Source organism: Nocardia sp. 149-1B, from assembly GCF_057747975.1.
Genome location: NZ_CM173233.1, coordinates 1,980,312 through 1,997,760, shown reverse-complemented (window position 1 = coordinate 1,997,760; position 17,449 = coordinate 1,980,312). Strand labels below are relative to the sequence as shown.

Genomic DNA, 17,449 nt, shown 5'->3' with positions numbered 1-17,449 from the left:
ATCCCCCGACGAGATCGGTCAGGCGGCGCCGGGATAGTCCTCGGCGATCTCGATGTCGAACGGGGTGTGCCAGAGCTCGAAGACGGGCCGACTGGGCGTGCTGGGGATCCGGCGGGTGCCGGTGTGGTCGACGAGGTAGAAGGCACCGTGGGGGTCGCGCCAGACGAAGATACCGGGGAAGGGTTGCTGGACCTGCCAGCGGCCATGGGTCTTGATCCGGTGATGACCCAGCGTCATCGGCCCATAGTTCCCTATCCCGCTGACCCCACCATCGGCGTGCGGGACGGTGTGGTCGGTCTGCATCGACCTTGAGGTCGAGGAGGCGAAGGGGAAGATGTCGGCCGGCGTCATCAGATGCACGGCCCGCCTATGTCGATCCGGGATCTCCCAGGCATCCACCGGCGCCTGCCCCGCCAGATCCAACACCGGCCGGATCGTGAACCGTGCGCGGGGACCCAGGGTCTGGCGGACCCAGTCGGTGGTGACCGGGCCGTGCCTCTCGACTCGCGCGATGTCCTCGGCGTCGGGGCCGGCGTAGTAGTGCACGAACACCGTCACGTCCGGCAACAGCTCCGTGGTCTCGGTGTCGTCGGGAGCGCCGGTGACCAGCAGCAGGAACGCGTGCACCCGGCGCTGGTCCTCCGTCTGGAGGTGCGGGGCGTCGGGCTGCTCCTGGGCGAGCCGGGCGGCCCGCCCGGTGACCACCGCCTCGATCGCCTCGATGGTGGCCAGGTCGGCGCGGACCAGGAACGACCCCATCCCATGCGCCTCGTCCGGGGCAGAGCCGCGGAGCTTCTTCGCGAACGTCGCCCGCGCCGCGCGCTCCTCCTTCTCCCGGGCCAGCGCCGGGGCGGCCTGGGCGACCTTGGCCGCGACCAGCGCCTCGAACCGGGTCCACGGGATCCGCCCGTCCGCGGACTCCACCACGCCTGCGTCGACGTAGGCGGCCTCCTCGGGCTGCAGGTCTCGGGTCCGCGAGGTGACGTGCCGGGCGTAGGAGGCCCGGACCTCACCGGACTGGACCCGCGCCCACAGCTGCGGGTGCCGATGACGCAGGTCCTGGGCATCCGCTATCAGCTGCGCCGCGGCGTACGTCGTGCGCCCGATCCGGGCCCCGAACTCCGCAGCCGCGAACTCCGACACCGACGGGACACCCGGCCCACCCAGCTGCCGCGCCCGCTCCCGGCCCGGCAACCACGACTCAGCAGGGTCCAGCCGGTCCGCGGAGTGCAGCACCGCCCACTGATACGCCGCCCGCAGCAGATCCACCTCCGCCCGCCGGACGGCCTCCGCGCAGGCGTCGGCGAAGTCGAGGACCTCGTCCTCCGACATCTCCACCAACGCCCGAGATTCGCGCATGAGACCAGTGAAACAGGGACCACCGACATTGCTGGGAGGTCAGCCGAGGCACCTGACTCCAGGCGCCGATCCGCCTCGATCACTAGCATCTGTGGCATGTCCACCAAGGCCGAACGGCGGGCAGCGCGAGAGGCCGTTGCCGCCTATCACGAGTCACAACTCGCCGCGCGCATCATCGGTGACGACCCGCCGAACGACTGGTGGGAGCGCGGGGAGCCGCGGCGGCGCTGACGCCTCATGCTGCGACGCGGGTCGGGCCCGGGTCAGGCGCGCGTCCAGATGTACGGCGTCGTGGTGGTCACCGGGACCATCCCGCTGCGCTCCAGGATCGGTCGCGACATGTCAGTGCAGTCGCTGTGCAGGTACACGGCGCCCCTGGCCAGGGCCGCACGGGCCCGCGCCGCCACCACCGCGCGGTAGATGCCGCGGCCCCGCCACGGTGCCAACGTGCCGCCACCCCACAAGCCGGCGAACTCCGTGCCGGGCACCACCTCCAACCGGCCGGTGCAGACCACGGTGCCGTCGGCGTCCTCGGCAAGCCACAGGCCGCTCAGGTCGGGCGCGGTCGCCATCTTCTCGGCGAGCTCGACAGCATCGGGGCCGGGACCCGGGCCGAGGACGTCGACCTGCATCCGGAGCGCGTTCTCCACGTCACCCAGCAGGTCGCCGCCGTCGCCTGCTCGACGCACCACGATGCCGTCCGGCAGGTCGACGGCCTGATCGAGGAGCTCGGCGCGACCGATCATCACGGTCTCGGCCGGGTCGGCCTCGAGGCCATGGGCCAACAGGCGCTCGGGAAGGTCGGCAGGCCGGTCGTGCCCCCGCGTCTTCCACTCGAACGACGCCACGTCGGTCTCGTCGCGGAACCACGCGATCGTGTCGGCGATCAGTCGGTCGACCTCGTCGCTCTGGAGGCCGTCCAGGTCGCGATAGGACACGAACCCGCCATCGGTGAAGACGCCACGCACGAGCGGGCCGTGCCGGTGCCAGGGGCGGGCACCGACCATCTCCGCCTCCAGCCGCAGCTGGGAGTCATAAGCGGCGAGCAGGTCGGTGGTGGCAGTCACGGCCGAAGGCTAGGCCCGCCGCGGCCGCGGCGGCGACCGGTTATCGAGACCCCGCGTCCGTGCTCACCGCGGATCCGCCGGCGGACGCGGCGACCAACGCTGCCATCGCTGCCATCGCGGTCTCGGCGATGCCCAGGAGGTCCTCGAGGGTGCCTCCGTCGCGGGCACAGCCGGACATGCCGCGCATGACGGCCACGAGGAACGCCGCGAGGTGCCCGGTGTTCACCGTGTCGGGGAGATCGCCGTCCCGCACGCCTTCGTCGAGCCGCTCCGCGAGTCGCTGACGGAGCGCCGCACGCTGCTCACCGAGCCGCGGCTCGGTCAACATCAGGCACCCCGGCGGCGTCCCCGCGGCGGTATGGGCGTGCGCGGTGTCGTCCAGCATCCGGGCGACGGCGTCCCGCGCCGTCGGCAGCGCGACGGCGCTGTCGACCGCCTGGCACGTGCGCTCGAAGTACACCGCCGATGCTTCCTCGAACAGCCGCTGCTTGTCGCCGAACGCCGCGTAGAGGCTCGGCGGAGTCACGCCCATGGCCGAGGTCAGCATCGCGACGGACGTCTCCTCGAAGCCCGCACGCCAGAACAGCTCGACAGCCGCTGCCAGTGCGGTGTCGCGGTCGAAGCTGCGTGGTCGGCCCGCCATGGCGACGACCATACCGTATCGATCACTACGGAATGTGCTACCGTCCTGAACGCAATTACTAGCGATCACTACAGAATGGATGGCCATGGACCTCAAGGACGCCGTCGTGCTCGTCACCGGAGCGAATCGGGGCATCGGCGCCGAGTTTGTCGAGCAGCTGAAGAAGCGCGGGGCGGCCAAGATCTACGCCGGCGCTCGCGACGCCGCCACCATCGACACCGACGGCGTGCACCCGCTGGAGCTCGACGTCACCGACGCCCGGCAGATCGCCGCAGCGGCTGCGGCCGCGGGCGATGTCCAGGTGCTCATCAACAACGCAGGCATCTCCACCGGCAGTCCGCTCGTGACCGGGGACGAGGCGATGATCCGGCGCGAGATGGACACCAACTTCTATGGCCCGCTGCTGATGACCCGTGCGTTCGCCCCCATCCTGGGAGCCAACGGTGGTGGCGCGATCCTCAACGTCATCTCGGCGCTGTCGTGGTTCACCGCTCCCGGCGTCGGCGCGTACGCCGCGTCCAAGGCCGCGGCGTGGATGTTGACGGACAGCACGCGACTCGAGCTTGCTCCCCAGGGCACCCACGTCGTGGCCGTCCACATGGGACTGGTCGACACCGACATGGCCGCGGGCATGGCGGCGCCGAAGATCGCACCGTCGGACCTGGCGAACGCCGGTCTCGACGCCATCGAGTCGGGTGCCCCCGAGGTGTTGGCCGACGACTGGGCGAGGTTCATCAAGTCCGGGCTCACCCTCGAACCGAAGGCGCGCTACGAGCAGATCTTCGCCACCATGGGGGGCTGAGCGCTCACTCCAGGAACGCCGCCGTGGTCCCGCCGAGCTCCATGGCCGGCAGCCCGAGCTTGCGGTGGTCCCAGGAGCGGGTGCGCTGCGCGTCGAGCCGGACGACCACCCGGTTGTGGGCCATGAACTCCACGAACGGCTTCATGTCCTCGGAGTACGGGCCGTTGTAGCGCTCGAAGATGTTCACGCACACGTCCCAGACGACCGACTCGTCCTCGATCACCTCGGCGGTGCCCTCGATCGCGACGCCGCGGAGCTGGTCGTAGGTGTGGCCGGCCTCGACGAGGAAGCTGCAGCGCGGGTCGCGGCGCAGGTTCACGGTCTTCTGCGCCTTGCGCTTGGTCTCGAACCAGATGGCGTCGTCGCGCACGGCGTACCACATGCCGACGAGGTGGATCTGGCCCTGCGGCCCGAACGTGCCGAGCGTGCACGAGCGCTGCTGGTGGAGGAACTCGGCCTGCTCCTCGGGGGTCATCGTGACCTGGGCGCGCTGGTTGGCCATGTCGGGGACCCTACCGATCCCGGGTCAGCCGCCGAAGGCGTGCGTCGCGGTGACGCCGCCGTCGATCGAGATCTCGGCGCCGTTGATGTACGACGACTCGTCGCTGGCCAGGAACACGTACAGCGGCGCGACGTCCTCGGGATGACCGACCCTGCGCAGCGGCACCTTGGACGCGCCGTACTCCATCGCGGCGTCGCCGCCGTGCACGCGGGTCATCGGGGTGTCGATCATGCCCGGGTGGACGGAGTTGACCCGGATGCCCTTGGGCCCGAGCTCCATCGCCCCGCACTTCGTCATCCCGCGGATCGCCCACTTGGTCGCGGCGTACGCCGTGCAGCCGGCCATCCCCGCCAACCCCTCGACCGAGGAGGCGTTGATGATCGAGCCGCCGCCGTTCTTGCGCATCGTGTAGGTGACGGCGTTCATGCCGAGGAAGCAGCCGAGCTGGTTGACCCGCCACAGCAGCTCGACCTCGTCGAGCGCCATCTTCTCGATCTCGCCGAACCTCAGGATGCCGGCGTTGTTGGCGAGCACGTTGACCGGGCCGAAGCGCTGGTTGGTGTCCTCGACCAGCGCCGCCCAGGAGGCCTGGTCGCTCACGTCGTGGCGCGCGAAGTGCGCCGTCTCCCCCAAGGAGTCGGCCAGCGACTGCCCGGCGTCCTCGGCGACGTCGGCGATGACCACCCGTGCCCCCTCGGCCACGAACGCCCGGCTGATGCCCGCGCCCTGACCCATGGCGCCGCCGGTCACGATCGCGACCTTCCCGTCGAGTCTCGCCATGGTCTACACCGTCAGCTTCATGATCGAGTCGGCCGCGAAGCCGACGGCGGGGTCGCGGTCCTCGAAGTAGCCGCCGAGCTGCTTGTCGAGGTCGTCGAGGGTCCACAGCGTCCCGGACTTGTCGAAGCGCTGCTCGACGACGGGCGCCGCGACGAGAGCCACCATCCCGCCGTAGACCACGAAGACCTGCCCGGTGATGTTGGCCGCCGCCGGCGAGGCGAGGTAGGCGACGACCGGCGCGACGTGCTCGGGTGAGTACGGATCGACCTCGAGACCGGACTGGTCCTCGCCGAAGACCTGCGCGGTCATCGCGGTGCGGGCCCGGGGGCAGATCGCGTTGGCGCGCACGCCGCTGCTGCCCATCGCGCGCGCGGTCGAGACGGTCAGCGCGGCGATGCCGGCCTTGGCGGCACCGTAGTTGGCCTGTCCCGGCGGCCCGGAGAGGAACGCCTCGGAGGCGGTGTTGACGACGCTGGCGCCCACCGGAGCCCCGGTCTCCTTGGCCTTCGCGCGCCAGTACGCAGCGGCGTTGCGGGAGAGCAGGAAGTGGCCGCGCAGGTGGATGTGGATCACCTGGTCCCACTCCTCGTCGGACATGTTGAACAGCATCCGGTCGCGGGTGATGCCGGCGTTGTTGACCACGATGTCGAGACCGCCGAAGCCGTCGACGGCGGCGGCGACCATGGCGTCCGCGGTCGCCCGCTCCCCCACGTCGCCCGCGACGATCCTCGCCTCACCACCACGGGCGCGGATCTCCTCGGCTGCTTCGTCGGCACCGCCGGGCAGGTCGTTGAGCACGACCCGCGCACCGGCGTCGGCCAGCGCGAGCGCCTCGGCGCGGCCGAGTCCCGCCCCTGCGCCGGTGACGATGGCGACCTTGCCGTCCAGGGACGTCTCGAGAGAGGTCACGCTCAGTCCTCCAGGGAGATCGCCGCGCGGGGGCAGGCCGCGACCGCGCGCTTGACCGCGTCGATGTTCTCGGGCGTGGTCTCCTCGGTCTTGAGCTGGAGGAAGTCGTCGTCGTCCAGCTCGAACACCTCGGGGGCCAGGGCCTCGCACAGGGCGTTGGACTCGCAGAGGTCGAAGTCGACCTTGATCTTCATGGGTGTCTCAGCTTCCTTCGCTCGAGTGGCCGGGGAACACATGGGCGCTGGGGTCGATCACGACCGCGGCGTTGTTGACGGCCGTGGCCGCCTCGCCGAAGCCGACCGCGATCAGGCGGACCTTGCCGGGGTACTCGGTGATGTCGCCTGCGGCGAAGACCCGCGGCAGGTTGGTGCGCATCGACGGGTCGACGACCAGGTGCCGCTTCTCCACCTCGAGGCCCCACTGCTGCAGCGGGCCGAGGTCGGCGACGAACCCGAGGGCGGCGACCAGCGCCTGCGCGGGCCGCGTCGTCGTCTCGCCGTCGACGGTGATGTCGACCTCCTCGAGCACGCCGTCGCCGCGCAGGGCGGAGACCTCGGCACGGGTGATGATCTCGACCGACGATGCCTGGACGGCCTCGACCGTGCGCTGGTGGGCACGGAACGCGTCGCGCCGGTGGACGAGCGCCACCGACCGGGCCACCGGCTCGAGGTGCAGCGCCCAGTCGAACGCGCTGTCACCGCCGCCGACGATGACGACGTCCTTGCCGACGTACGGCGCGAAGCTCGGCACGAAGAACTCCATCCCGCGCCCGACCCAGCCGTCGCCTGCGGGCAGCGGCCGCGGGCTGAACTTGCCGATGCCCGCGGTGACCAGCACGGCTTTCGCGCTCACCTGGGTGCCGTCGTCGAGACCCACCACCACGCAGTCCTCGTCGTGCTGGAGCGTCATCGCCGTCCGGTCGAGGAAGTACGTCGGGTGCGCGGTGGACGCCTGGGCGACCAGGCCCTCGACCAGGTCGCGGCCCTTCACCGAGGGGAACCCGGCGACGTCGAGGATCTGCTTCTCGGGGTACATCGCGGTGATCTGGCCGCCGAGCTCGGGCAGCGAGTCGACGACCCCGACCCGGAAGCCGCGGAAGCCGGCGTAGTAGGTGGCGAAGAGGCCGGTCGGGCCGGCCCCGATCACGAGGAGGTCGACGTCGGCTGCGGAGTCTGTGGACACGCGGCGATCCTTCTCCTCTCGGGGGCGCGGCTCAACTATAACCTGTTCTAGTTTTGCGGAACCCTACTGCGTCTCGATGTTCGACACCAGCCACCCCTGGTCGGTGTGGACCACGGTCACCAGGGCGCGGTACTGCCGGTAGTCGGTGCGCGGCTGGCCGTTCTCGGTCTTCTCGACGTACTGGTCGAGGAACAGGAGCGCCTTCACCTGCGCCGGCGAGGCCTGCACGACGCCCTGGGCGATCGCCTTCACCTGGAGCCGGGTCTTCTGCGCCACGAACCGCTCGCGGATGCCGTCGGACGTCTCGCGATACTCCTTGGCGAAGGCGTCGGTCATCTTCGCCGTCGCCTGGTCGACCTGCTCGTCGTAGTTCTCGTAGCTGGTGGAGAGGATCTCCTCCGTCGAGCGCGCCGCGGCCTCGACGGCCGCCCGATGGGTGAGCTCACCGGTCACGACCGGCCGGCTCGCCGAGACGGTCGGCGTGTGGTCGCGGACCAGGTAGACGATCTCGCCCGCACCGACCAGCACGAGGACGACGACGGTCACGGCCAGGACGATCGTCGTTCGGCGGCCGCCGAGTGCCGGCCGTCGCCGTGGGTTCGTCGGCGGGTCCTCGACAGGCTCGATCACCAGCACCGGCGTGGGCTCGACGACCGGGGGCGCCGGCTCGACCACCGTGGACGGGATCTTGCGGGGGCGGCCGGTGGGGTTGCGGGAGCCGACGACCGGGCGGCGGGGCTTGCCAGGGCTGGCGGGAGTGTCCGGCATCAGGTCACGAACTCCAGGTCGGCGGTCTTCCAGTCACCCTTGACGAGCTCGAGGTCGAGCTTGATCCGGAAGTAGCGGGCGATCGGCTTGTCGTCCGTGGAGACGTTCGCGACGGTCCCGGTGGTCGCGACGATCACGGTGGCGCTGTCGGGATCAAGGGTCGCGACGCCGGCCCACACCACAGACCCGTCCATCACCGACTTGTTGCGCCGCAAGGTGTCGATCACCTTCGAGGTCAAGGTGTCGTACTGCGTGGCGAACTTGCCGGTGGCACCGGCAGCGACGGCCTCGATGCTCTCTTGGGCCTGGCGGTAGTCGACGTTGATGAGCGCCTTGACCTCCGCGCGCGCCGCAGCCAGGACGTCGCCGTACCGCTCCTGCTCCTCGGCGGCTCTCCCGCGGTCGCGGTGCTCCTGGACCACCAGCACGCCGCCGAACACCGTGGCGCAGGCCAGCAGCAGCGCGAGCACGTACAGGCCGATGTTCAGGCGAGCCCGAGTGTCCCCACCGGCGACAGCCTCCTGGGAGGTCACCGGTCGGTCACCGGTCCCACCAGCAGCCACTTCCACGCGTCCCCTCCCAGGATGGACAGGTTGCCTTGATCGACGAAGCGTACGGGGTTGCCGTCCGCATCGACCGCACCCGACACGAAACCCGTGACCGGGTCGTACGACGAGCGGTAGAGCCGGCCGGGCGACGGGTTGCCCTGCGAGCCGGGCGAGTACTTCGGGCCGCGCATGACGTACGGCGGTCCGCTGGTGCACTGCGCCGGGTAGATCGCGCTGTCGGTCAGGTCGCTCGGCGGACGCCACTCGTTGCGCGGCTTGTAGCCCTGCGTGCAGGGCGGGACCGAGCTGTCGAGCTGCAGGTTGACGTGGCCGTACCCGTCGCCCGGGGTGCCGGTGAACCCGGCCGAGATCGTGCGCGGGTAGGTGACGAGCAGCTGCTCGATGCCGGCGAGGTGAGCGACCATGACCTGGTTGACGCTCACCGCGTTGGCCAGCAGCACGGGCAGCGTGGGCTCGAGGTCCTTGAGCAGGTTGTCGACCTCACGAGCGGTGCCGGGCGTGCCGGTGAGGACGTGCTGGAGGTCGTCGTCGCTGGATGCGAGCGCGTCGGTGATGCTGCGCAGGTCGGTGGCCAGCGAGCGGATGTTCTCGCTCTGCCCCTGCTGGGTGCTCAGCACCCGCTTGCCGCGATCGAGCAGCCGGATGGTGTCGGCGGTGTGGGCGGAGGCCTCGCGCACGAACGCGCTGCCGTTGTCGAGCAGCTTCTGCAGCGGCACGCCAGTGTCGGTGAACATCGTGCCGAGCTCGTGGACGACGACCTGGAGGTTGTCCTTGTCCACCGAGCTCACGAACCGGTTGAGCTCGACCAGCAGGTCGCCCTCGTCGACCGGCAGCGAGTCGGCGTTGCCGTGGAGGGTGTCGCCCTGCTGGACGTAGGGGCCCTTGTCGTCGGGCGGCTCGAAGTCGAGGTACTGCTCCCCCACCGCGGAGAGGTTGTGGACGTACATCGGGGAGTCCGCCGGCAGCTCGGTGCCGTCCTGGAGCGCGAGGTCGAGGGTCACGCCGTGAGCGGTGGCGTTCATCGCGCTGACCTTGCCGATCTTGACGCCTCGGTAGGTGACCTCGCTGCCCTCGAAGAGGCCGCCGGAGGTCGGCAGGGTCGCGTGCACGGTGATGCCGCGACCCAGGACCCGGTCGACGAGGCCGAGGTAGGAGCCCGCGACGTAGACGATGCCCACCGCGCTGAGCACCAGGAACCCCGCGATCCGGACCTTCACCCCACGCGTCATCATGATGCGCCTCCGTAGAGTGCGGCCGGGCTCGGCGGCGGGCTGGGGTCACCACTGCTGAGTGCCTCGCCGAACACCCGGTTGCCGAGCAGCCCGCCGAGGACGCCGCCGAGACCACCGGGCAGGTCGGGCAGTCCGGGGAGCCCGCCGCCGCCGCCGGGCAGGGCCTCGATGATCGTGCACACCGGGTTGCCGTCGAACTTCTTCTTCTTGCAGTCCTTGACCAGGTTCGCGAGCAGGTTGGCCGACTGCAGCACCTTCTGGCACGGCTTGCTGGTGAGGTCGCCGCTCAGGAGGCACTTCTCGACCGCGGTGAGGAGCTGACCCGGGTCGGGGATGCCGGGGATGCCCCCGCCCGGCGCGCCCGGCAGGAGGTTCTCGAGGTTGATGTCCGCGCGGATCGAGGTGTTGGCGTAGTCGCCCTTGACGATCTCGGAGGCCTCCTTGGGGAACGGGAAGCTCACCAAGAGGTTGAGGCCGGGCGCCAGGTCGTCGCCGGCCTGGTTGAGGCGCTGGAGGATCGGCTGGAGGTGGTCGAGGGAGCGCAGGATGTTCTGCTTGCTCTGCCCGATCACCCGGGTGCCGACCTTGCCGAGCCGGTTGAGCGAGCTGAGCATCGCGATCAGCTCGTCGTGCTGTGCCGCGAGCACCTGCACCGCGGGACCGGCGACGTCGAGCGCGCCGGTGATCGACTTCTTCTCGGCGTTCAGGGTGCCGGTCAGGTGGTCGAGCGACTCCATCGCGTGGATGATGTCGGCCTTCTGGTCGTCGAGCGTGCCCACGACGTTGTCGAGCGAGCCGAGCAGGTGGCGCAGTCGTCCGGTGCGTCCGTCCATGACCTGGTTGAGCTCGTGGGTGATCGTCCCGAGCTGGCCGACGCCGCCGCCGCTGAGCAGGAACGACAGCGCGCCGAGGACCTCCTCGACCTCCGGGTTGCGCCCGGTGTCGGCGAGCGGGATGTTGTCGCCGTCGGAGAGCCGGCCGGTGGCGGGTACGCCGGTGGGCGCCTCGAGCGCGACGTACTTCTCCCCGAGCAGGCTGACCTGGCGGATGTCGGCGATCGCGTTGTCGGGAAGCTCGACGTCGTCGCGGATGCGCAGCGTGACCTCGGCGTGCCAGCCGACCCGCTCCACGTCGGTGACCTCGCCGACCGTGACGTCGTCGACCATCACCGGCGACTTCGGGACCACGTTGAGGATGTCGGTGAACTCCGCGGTCACGTCGTAGGAGTGGTCGGCGTCCACCGGCGACCCCGGCAGCGGCAGGTCGTAGGCGCCGTCGAACTTGCAGCCCGACGCGGCGACCGCGAGCGTGGCCGTGATCGCGGCGGCGCGGAGCAGGCGGCGCATCACGACCCACCTGCCATCAGCTCGTCGAGCGATCCGCCACCGGTGGCGGCGTACTGCCGCTGCACCCGTCGAGCCTGGTCGGCGTCCGACGGCGTCTGCTGACGGCCGCCGGACCCCGGCGGGATCGTCGGCAGCTGGCCCTCGACCGGCTCGAGCAGCTGCTTGAACAGCGTGCAGGCCAGGTCCTTGCTCACCCGCGGGAGGCTCGACTGCTGGACGACGGCGCAGAGGAACCCGTCGGCGTCCCACACGTTGCCGCTGATGCCGATCCGCGAGCCGATCGTCCCGGACTTGCTGTTGTAGGCCAGGCTCAGGTTGCCGATCGCGACGGGCGCGACGTCCAGGGCAGTGTTGAGGCTGTCCTTCTCCGACGCGATCGTCTTCATCACCCGGGTCAGCCGGTCGACGTCGGTCACCAGAGCCTGGCGGTTGTCGTGCACGAACGTCTTGACCGTGCCCACGGCGTCGGCGACCGCGGCCAGCGCGCCGTGGATCTCGGTGCGCTCACCGGCCAGCTGCGACGAGACACCGGCCAGGTCCTTGATGAACGCGCGCACGAACTTGTCGTTCTGGGCGAGCGTGGTGGTGAACTCCGCGAGCTGGCTGACCGTGTCGAACAGCGGCCCGGAGCCCTCGCCGAAGGTCTGCGCCGCGGCGGCCAGCTGGGTGAGCATCTGGTTGCCGAGCTGCCCCTTGCCCTTCAGCGCGTGCGCCCCGGCCGCGAGCACGTGGTCGAGGGTGCCGTCCTTGTTGACGCCGTTGGGCCCGAGCGCCTCGGAGAGGTCGCGGAGGCTGGCGTAGATGCGGTCGAGCTCGACGGGCACCCCGGTGTCGGGGAGCGCGATGTCGGCGCCGTCGGCCATCACCTTGTCACCGTCGGCGTACGCCGGGGTGAGCTGGACGAACCGGTCGGCCACGAGCGTCGGGGTGACGATCACGGCCTTGGCGTCGGCGGGCACCTGGTACTTCGCGTCGTACTCCATGTCGACGCGCACGGAGTTGCCCTCGGGGGTGACCGCGGTGACCCGGCCGACGTTGACGCCGAGGATGCGCACGTCGCTGCCCTGGTAGATGCTGACCGCCCGCGGGAAGTGCGCGCTGACCGTCTTCATCTTCGTGTCGTCGCGCAGCACGAGGAAGTACGTCGCGATCAGCAGCAGCACGGCCGCCGCGACGGCGATCGCGCGGCCGTTGACCCGGTCCCACACGCCGCTCATCAGCCGTCTCCCAGGGATCCGGGCACGAACTCGCCGGTGGGGATCGCGGCCAGGTTGGAGGCGTAGGCGTCGAACCACGGTCCGGTGCCGATGATGTTGCCGAGGATCGAGACGTAGGGCCCGAGTGCGGCCAGCGTCGCCTTCAGCTCCTTCTCCTTGCCGTTGAGCAGCGCGAGGAGGTTGTCGACCTCGTGCAGCGCCGGACCGATCTGGGCCTGGTTGTCCTGGGCGATGCCGCGCAGCTGCACGGCGAGGCTGCGGGCGTTCACGAGCAGCAGGTGCACGGCCTGCTTGCGCCGGCGTACCTCCTCGAAGACCAGGTCGCTGTTCTTCATCAGCCCGACGATGTCCTGGCTGCGCTCGGCCAGCACCTTGCTGACGCTGCGTGAGCTCTCCAGCAGCGACTGGATCTGCTGGTCGCGCGATGCGACGCTCTGCGAGAGCCGTGCGATGCCGCGGAAGCTGGACTGGATCTCCGGGGCCGCCTGGTTGGTGGTGTCGGCGACCACGTTCAGAGCCTTCGACAGCTGGTCGGTGTCGATCCGCTCGGTGGTCGTCGTCAGGTCGTCGAACACGCCGACGATGTCGTACGCCGACTGGGTGCGCGACTCCGGGATCACGTCGTCCTCGCCGAGCTGGCCGCCGCCCGCGGGCTGCAGGTCGAGGTACTTCTCGCCGAGCAGGTTGAGCACCTCGATCGAGGCGCGGCTCTCGGTGCCGAACTCGACCCCGTGGTCGACCTCGAACGTCACCACCACGGTGTTGCTGTTCTTGAGCGCGACGTCTTGCACCCGTCCGACCCGGATGCCGCCGACCTGCACCATGTTGCCCTGGTGCAGCCCGCTCGCGTCGGTGAACTCCGCGCGGTAGGTGCCGCCCTTGAACCCGGGGAACTGGGAGAGGTTGAAGGCGGCGGCCATCACCAGGAGCATCACCACGACGGTGATGGCGCCCATCCGCAGGACCCGCGCGTCGCTGTAGCGACCGTTCGATCGGCTCATGGCGCCGTCGCCCCGTTGCAGCGCGGTGCGGTCGAGTGGAAGTTGAGGTTGTTCAGCTGGGCCATCAGCTGCTTGAGGCCGGGCAGGTTGCCCAGGCCGGCCGGCAGGGTGATGCGGCCGCTGAACCCGCAGATGTAGTAGCTGTACCAGGAGCCGTAGGTGCCCGTGCGGGTCTGGTCGGTCATCGACTCGGGGAGCCGGTCGAGCAGCTCGGTCAGCTGGTCGCTGTTCTTCTTCTGGTTGAGCAGCGCGGCGAGCTGACGCAGCTTCGCGACGTCGGACTTCACCAGCGGCCTGCCCTGCCGCAGGAGGTCGGCGACCACGACGGTGAGTTGGGAGATGTTGTCGAGCGAGGCACCGATCGTGCCGCGGTCGCGGGCCAGGTCGGTCATCCAGTTCTTCAGCCCGACCACGAGCTCGCTGAGCTGCTGGTGCCGGCTGTCGACGGTCTTCAGCGTCTGCCCGAGGTTGTCGACGACCCGGCCGATCAGCTCGTCGCGGTCGGCGAGGGTGTTGGTGAGCGAGGCGGTCTTCTGCAACAAGCCTTGGACGGTCCCGCCCTCACCTTGCAGCACCTGCACCAGGTTCATGCTCAGGTCGTTGACCTGCTGGGGGTTCAGCGCCTGGAACAACGGCTGGAACCCGTTGAAGAGCGTGGTCAGGTCGAGCGCGGGCTTCGTCTGGCTGATCGGGATCGTGCCACCGGACTCCAGCGGCTTGGCGTCGGTGTCGGCGCCCTCCTCGAGGGCGAGGTAGCGATCGCCGACCAGGTTGAGGAACCTGATCTCGGCCCGGGACGCGGTCGTCAGCGGCACGCCGGACTGGACCCGGAAGGTCACCAGCGCCTCGGTGCGGTCGTAGTGCTCGACCTTCTTGACCTCACCCACGCTGACGCCGGCGACCCGGACGTCGTCGCCCTTCTGCAGCATCGAGGCGGTGCTGAACACGGCCCGGTACGTCGTCCCCGCGCCGAACCCGATGTTGCCCATGATCGCGGCGAGCAGCCCCGTGACGAGGATCGAGACGAGCGTGAAGATGCCGAGCTTGATGCCGGCGGTGATCGTGACGGAGTTGCGCGACATCACCGCCCACCCCCTGCAGGGGAGCTGATCACGGGGCCGTAGAGCAGGGACCCGAGGGACCCGTAGCTGTCCGCGGGCTTGCCAGTGAGCTGGGCGAGCAGGGCGTTGACGACCTGCTGCTCCCCCGCGGTGCCGGAGTAGTCCGCCCCGACCCGGCCCAAGCCCGGCATCCCCGGGAGTGGGCTGGTCGGCGGGTGCTCGTCGAGGTCACTGCCCTGGTCGAGGGCGATCGGCGGGGCGGGCACCTTCGGGTTCGGCAGCCCGAGACACCACGGCCCGTGGCCGACCTCGCCGTACACGGGCTTGTCGCTGGCGTTGTAGGCGCGGTACTGCGCGGTGCCGAACTCGATGTACTGCTTGACCTGGTTGCCCTCGAACGTGCGCGCCAGGCGCGGCGCGTAGCGGGCGGCGCCCTCGAGCAGGCAGGGCAGCTCGGGTGAGTAGACCGCGAGCAGGCGCAGCGTCGGCTCGGTGACCTGGCCGACGCGGATCAGGTTGGTGGAGTTGTCGCGCAGCACCCGCGTGGAGGTGTCGGCGAGGCCCTGGAGGTCGGCGAAGAACGTGCCGATCGCCTGCTTGTTGTCGATGATCGTCTGGCCGGTGACGGTCACGTCGCGCAGCACCGCGAGCAGGTCCGGCGCGGCCTGGTCGTAGGTGTCGGCGACGTCGGCGAGCTTGACCAGGTCCTCACGTAGCGTCGGCAGGTGGTCGTCGATCTCGCCGAGGTAGCTGTCGAGCTGGTCCATGGTCTGGCCGAGCTGCTCGCCGCGGCCGCCCAGGGCCGTCGCCAGTGCGTTGAGCGTGGCGTTCAGGTCGGCGGGCTGCACCGAGCGCAGCAGGGGGAACAGGTTGGCGAGGATCTTGCTGAGCTCGACGTTGGTCTCGACCCGGTCGGCCGGGATCACGTCGCCGTCGGACAGCGACCGGTCCGAGGGGTGGTCGGGCGGCACGAACGAGACGAACTTCTGACCGAACAGGGTGGTCGGGAGGATCTGCACCGACACGTTCTCGGGGATCTGCTTCGCCTCGTCGGGCTGGAGCGCGACCTCGATGACGGCCTCCTGGCCCTCCTGCGAGATCTTGCGGACCTGGCCGACCAGCGCGCCGTTGAGCCGGACGTCACCGAACTTCGCCAGCTGGAGCCCCGCTCGGTCGGCGTGGATCTCCACGGTGGTGACCGACACGAACACCTTCTGGTAGATCGCGATCGAGAGTGCGATGAGCAGCGCGATCACCGTCAGGAACGCCACTCCCGCGACCAGCAGCCGGCGGTGCTCCCGCGGGCTGTCGTGGTAGATGTTCACCAGCATCGCGGCGGCTACCCCGTGATCCGGACGGTCGTGGTGGAGCCCCAGATCGCGAAGCTGAGGAAGAAGTCCGCGACGACGATCGTGACGATGCTGGTGCGGATCGCGCGGCCCACGGCCATCCCGACGCCCGCCGGGCCCCCGGAGGCGGTGTAGCCGTAGTAGCAGTGGATCAGGATCACCGCGGCCGCCAGGAACAGCAGCTTGAAGAACGACCAGAGCATGTCGATCGGTGGCAGGAACTGCAGGAAGTAGTGGTCGTAGGTGCCCGGTGACTGGCCGTAGACCATCGTGGTGATCAGGCGCGGCGAGAGGTACGACGCGCTCAGGGCCACGACGTACAGCGGGATCACCGCGACGAACGCGGCCACCATGCGGGTGGTGACCAGGAACGGCAGCGACGGGATGCCCATCACCTCGAGTGCGTCGATCTCCTCCGAGATGCGCATCGCGCCCAGCCGCGCGGTGTAGCCGCACCCGACCGTGGCCGCGAGCGCGATCGAGGAGATCAGCGGCGCGACCTCGCGGGTGTTGAAGTAGGCCGAGATGAAGGCGCTGAACTTCGCGACCCCGATCTGGCTGAGCGAGGCGTAGCCCTGGATGCCGACCTCGGTGCCGGCGAAGAAGGAGAGGAACGCGATGACGCCGGCCGAGCCGGCGATCAGCGTGAGACCACCGGCGCCGAAGGTCACCTCGGCGAGGGTGTTGAGGATCTCGCGGGGGTAGCGCTTGATCGCCCGCGGGACCCAGGCCAGCGCCTTGACGTAGAACAGCAGCTGGTCGCCGTACTGCTCGAGGGAGTCGCGGCGCCCTCGGTAGAACGCGCTGCCCATCGCACCGATGCCGCTCATCAGAGCCCCGGGGGTGGGACGACTTGGAAGTAGATGGCGGTGATGACGGCGTTGATGAAGAACAGCAGCATGAACGCGATGATCACCGACTCGTTGACGGCTCGGCCGACGCCACTGGGGCCGCCGCCGGCGTTCAGGCCCTTGTAGGCACCGACGATCGCGGCCATGCCGCCGAAGATGACCGCCTTGATGACCGCGATGTATAGGTCGGGCAAGCTCGCGAGCGCGGTGAAGGACGAGAGGAAGGCGCCCGCCGACCCGCCCTGGATGATCACGGTGAAGAAGTAGCCGCCGCCGATGCCGGCGCCGATCACGATGCCGATGATCATGAACGCGACGAACATCGTGGCCAGCACGCGGGGCACGACCAGGCGGGCGATCGGGTCGACGCCGAGGACCTCCATCGCGTCGATCTCCTCGCGGATCTTGCGCGCCCCGAGGTCGGAGCAGATCGCCGAGCCGGCCGCGCCCGCGATGATCAGCGCCGCGGCGATCGGAGCCGCCTCCCGCACCACCGCCAGGACGGCGGTGGCGCCCGCGAACGACTGTGCCCCGAGCTGACCGGTCAGGTTGCCGACCTGCAGCGAGATCACCGCACCGAAGGGGATCGAGACCAGCACCGTGGGCATGAGCGTCACGCTGGTGATGAACCATGCCTGCTCGATGAACTCGCGCAGCTGGAACTTCGTCGTGAAGGCTCGCTTGACGACCTCGGTGGTCATCACGGCGATCTCACCGGGACCCCGGATCACAGACACGGCAGAGAACGCCACGTGCCCACCTCCCCGGAGCTGTCTAGACGGCCGCCACAGAATAGAACGTGTTCTCATTT

General features: G+C 69.8%; 20 protein-coding genes. 2 read left to right on the top strand and 18 right to left on the bottom strand.

Annotated elements, in window-relative coordinates; all coding sequences use genetic code 11:
- Positions 1 to 18 precede the first annotated feature (18 nt).
- Positions 19 to 1,359, bottom strand: coding sequence for a hypothetical protein (locus AC3ANS_RS09555; RefSeq protein ID WP_488295927.1), 1,341 nt, complete (start codon positions 1,357 to 1,359; stop codon positions 19 to 21).
- A gap of 96 nt (positions 1,360 to 1,455) precedes the next feature.
- Between AC3ANS_RS09555 and AC3ANS_RS09550 the strand changes: the two genes are divergently transcribed.
- Complete coding sequence (locus AC3ANS_RS09550; protein ID WP_488295926.1) at positions 1,456 to 1,590, top strand: hypothetical protein; 135 nt, start codon at positions 1,456 to 1,458, stop codon at positions 1,588 to 1,590.
- Positions 1,591 to 1,622: 32 nt separating this feature from the next.
- Here the strand turns inward: AC3ANS_RS09550 and AC3ANS_RS09545 are convergent, their stop codons facing one another.
- Both AC3ANS_RS09545 and AC3ANS_RS09540 read right to left on the bottom strand, forming a co-directional pair.
- Entirely contained in the window at positions 1,623 to 2,426 is an 804-nt protein-coding gene (locus tag AC3ANS_RS09545; RefSeq protein WP_488295925.1) for a hypothetical protein, read from the bottom strand.
- A 40-nt stretch (positions 2,427 to 2,466) separates the two neighbouring features.
- Entirely contained in the window at positions 2,467 to 3,069 is a 603-nt protein-coding gene (locus AC3ANS_RS09540; RefSeq protein ID WP_488295924.1) for a TetR/AcrR family transcriptional regulator, read from the bottom strand.
- Positions 3,070 to 3,154: 85 nt separating this feature from the next.
- Here AC3ANS_RS09540 and AC3ANS_RS09535 point away from each other — a divergent pair, with 85 nt between their 5' ends.
- Complete coding sequence (locus AC3ANS_RS09535; RefSeq protein WP_488295923.1) at positions 3,155 to 3,871, top strand: SDR family oxidoreductase; 717 nt, start codon at positions 3,155 to 3,157, stop codon at positions 3,869 to 3,871.
- A 4-nt stretch (positions 3,872 to 3,875) separates the two neighbouring features.
- On the opposite strand, the gene AC3ANS_RS09530 is transcribed toward AC3ANS_RS09535, so the two are convergent.
- From AC3ANS_RS09530 to AC3ANS_RS09460, 15 genes are all read right to left on the bottom strand, one after another.
- Entirely contained in the window at positions 3,876 to 4,373 is a 498-nt protein-coding gene (locus tag AC3ANS_RS09530) for a pyridoxamine 5'-phosphate oxidase family protein (protein WP_488295922.1), read from the bottom strand.
- A gap of 24 nt (positions 4,374 to 4,397) precedes the next feature.
- Positions 4,398 to 5,153 carry a glucose 1-dehydrogenase gene (locus tag AC3ANS_RS09525; RefSeq protein WP_488295921.1) on the bottom strand — a complete coding sequence of 252 codons (756 nt, stop codon included), beginning with the start codon at positions 5,151 to 5,153 and terminating at the stop codon, positions 4,398 to 4,400.
- A 3-nt stretch (positions 5,154 to 5,156) separates the two neighbouring features.
- The gene (locus AC3ANS_RS09520; RefSeq protein WP_488295920.1) at positions 5,157 to 6,062 is read right to left on the bottom strand and encodes a 3-oxoacyl-ACP reductase; all 906 of its coding nucleotides are present in this window, start codon (positions 6,060 to 6,062) and stop codon (positions 5,157 to 5,159) included.
- A 2-nt stretch (positions 6,063 to 6,064) separates the two neighbouring features.
- Positions 6,065 to 6,256, bottom strand: a complete 192-nt coding sequence (locus tag AC3ANS_RS09515; protein ID WP_488295919.1) for a ferredoxin — start codon at positions 6,254 to 6,256, stop codon at positions 6,065 to 6,067.
- A gap of 7 nt (positions 6,257 to 6,263) precedes the next feature.
- Positions 6,264 to 7,244 carry an NAD(P)/FAD-dependent oxidoreductase gene (locus AC3ANS_RS09510; RefSeq protein ID WP_488295918.1) on the bottom strand — a complete coding sequence of 327 codons (981 nt, stop codon included), beginning with the start codon at positions 7,242 to 7,244 and terminating at the stop codon, positions 6,264 to 6,266.
- Between the two features lie 63 nt (positions 7,245 to 7,307).
- Complete coding sequence (locus AC3ANS_RS09505; protein ID WP_488295917.1) at positions 7,308 to 8,012, bottom strand: hypothetical protein; 705 nt, start codon at positions 8,010 to 8,012, stop codon at positions 7,308 to 7,310.
- Positions 8,012 to 8,545, bottom strand: coding sequence for a hypothetical protein (locus AC3ANS_RS09500; protein ID WP_488295916.1), 534 nt, complete (start codon positions 8,543 to 8,545; stop codon positions 8,012 to 8,014). Before AC3ANS_RS09500 ends, AC3ANS_RS09505 begins: the two co-directional genes overlap by 1 nt.
- Positions 8,542 to 9,810 (bottom strand): MCE family protein, encoded by a 1,269-nt coding sequence (locus AC3ANS_RS09495; RefSeq protein WP_488295915.1) that lies wholly within the window; start codon positions 9,808 to 9,810, stop codon positions 8,542 to 8,544. The genes AC3ANS_RS09500 and AC3ANS_RS09495 overlap by 4 nt, the downstream gene beginning before the upstream one ends.
- A complete protein-coding gene (locus AC3ANS_RS09490; protein WP_488295914.1) occupies positions 9,810 to 11,159 on the bottom strand; it encodes an MCE family protein in 1,350 nt (449 codons plus the stop codon). The genes AC3ANS_RS09495 and AC3ANS_RS09490 overlap by 1 nt, the downstream gene beginning before the upstream one ends.
- Entirely contained in the window at positions 11,159 to 12,376 is a 1,218-nt protein-coding gene (locus AC3ANS_RS09485) for an MCE family protein (protein WP_488295913.1), read from the bottom strand. The genes AC3ANS_RS09490 and AC3ANS_RS09485 overlap by 1 nt, the downstream gene beginning before the upstream one ends.
- Positions 12,376 to 13,377 carry an MCE family protein gene (locus AC3ANS_RS09480; protein WP_488295912.1) on the bottom strand — a complete coding sequence of 334 codons (1,002 nt, stop codon included), beginning with the start codon at positions 13,375 to 13,377 and terminating at the stop codon, positions 12,376 to 12,378. The genes AC3ANS_RS09485 and AC3ANS_RS09480 overlap by 1 nt, the downstream gene beginning before the upstream one ends.
- Positions 13,374 to 14,459 (bottom strand): MCE family protein, encoded by a 1,086-nt coding sequence (locus tag AC3ANS_RS09475; protein ID WP_488295911.1) that lies wholly within the window; start codon positions 14,457 to 14,459, stop codon positions 13,374 to 13,376. Before AC3ANS_RS09475 ends, AC3ANS_RS09480 begins: the two co-directional genes overlap by 4 nt.
- The gene (locus AC3ANS_RS09470; RefSeq protein ID WP_488295910.1) at positions 14,459 to 15,769 is read right to left on the bottom strand and encodes an MCE family protein; all 1,311 of its coding nucleotides are present in this window, start codon (positions 15,767 to 15,769) and stop codon (positions 14,459 to 14,461) included. Before AC3ANS_RS09470 ends, AC3ANS_RS09475 begins: the two co-directional genes overlap by 1 nt.
- 8 nt (positions 15,770 to 15,777) lie before the next feature.
- Entirely contained in the window at positions 15,778 to 16,617 is an 840-nt protein-coding gene (locus AC3ANS_RS09465) for an MlaE family ABC transporter permease (protein ID WP_488295909.1), read from the bottom strand.
- Complete coding sequence (locus AC3ANS_RS09460; protein WP_488295908.1) at positions 16,617 to 17,447, bottom strand: MlaE family ABC transporter permease; 831 nt, start codon at positions 17,445 to 17,447, stop codon at positions 16,617 to 16,619. The genes AC3ANS_RS09465 and AC3ANS_RS09460 overlap by 1 nt, the downstream gene beginning before the upstream one ends.
- Between the last annotated feature and the right edge of the window lie 2 nt (positions 17,448 to 17,449).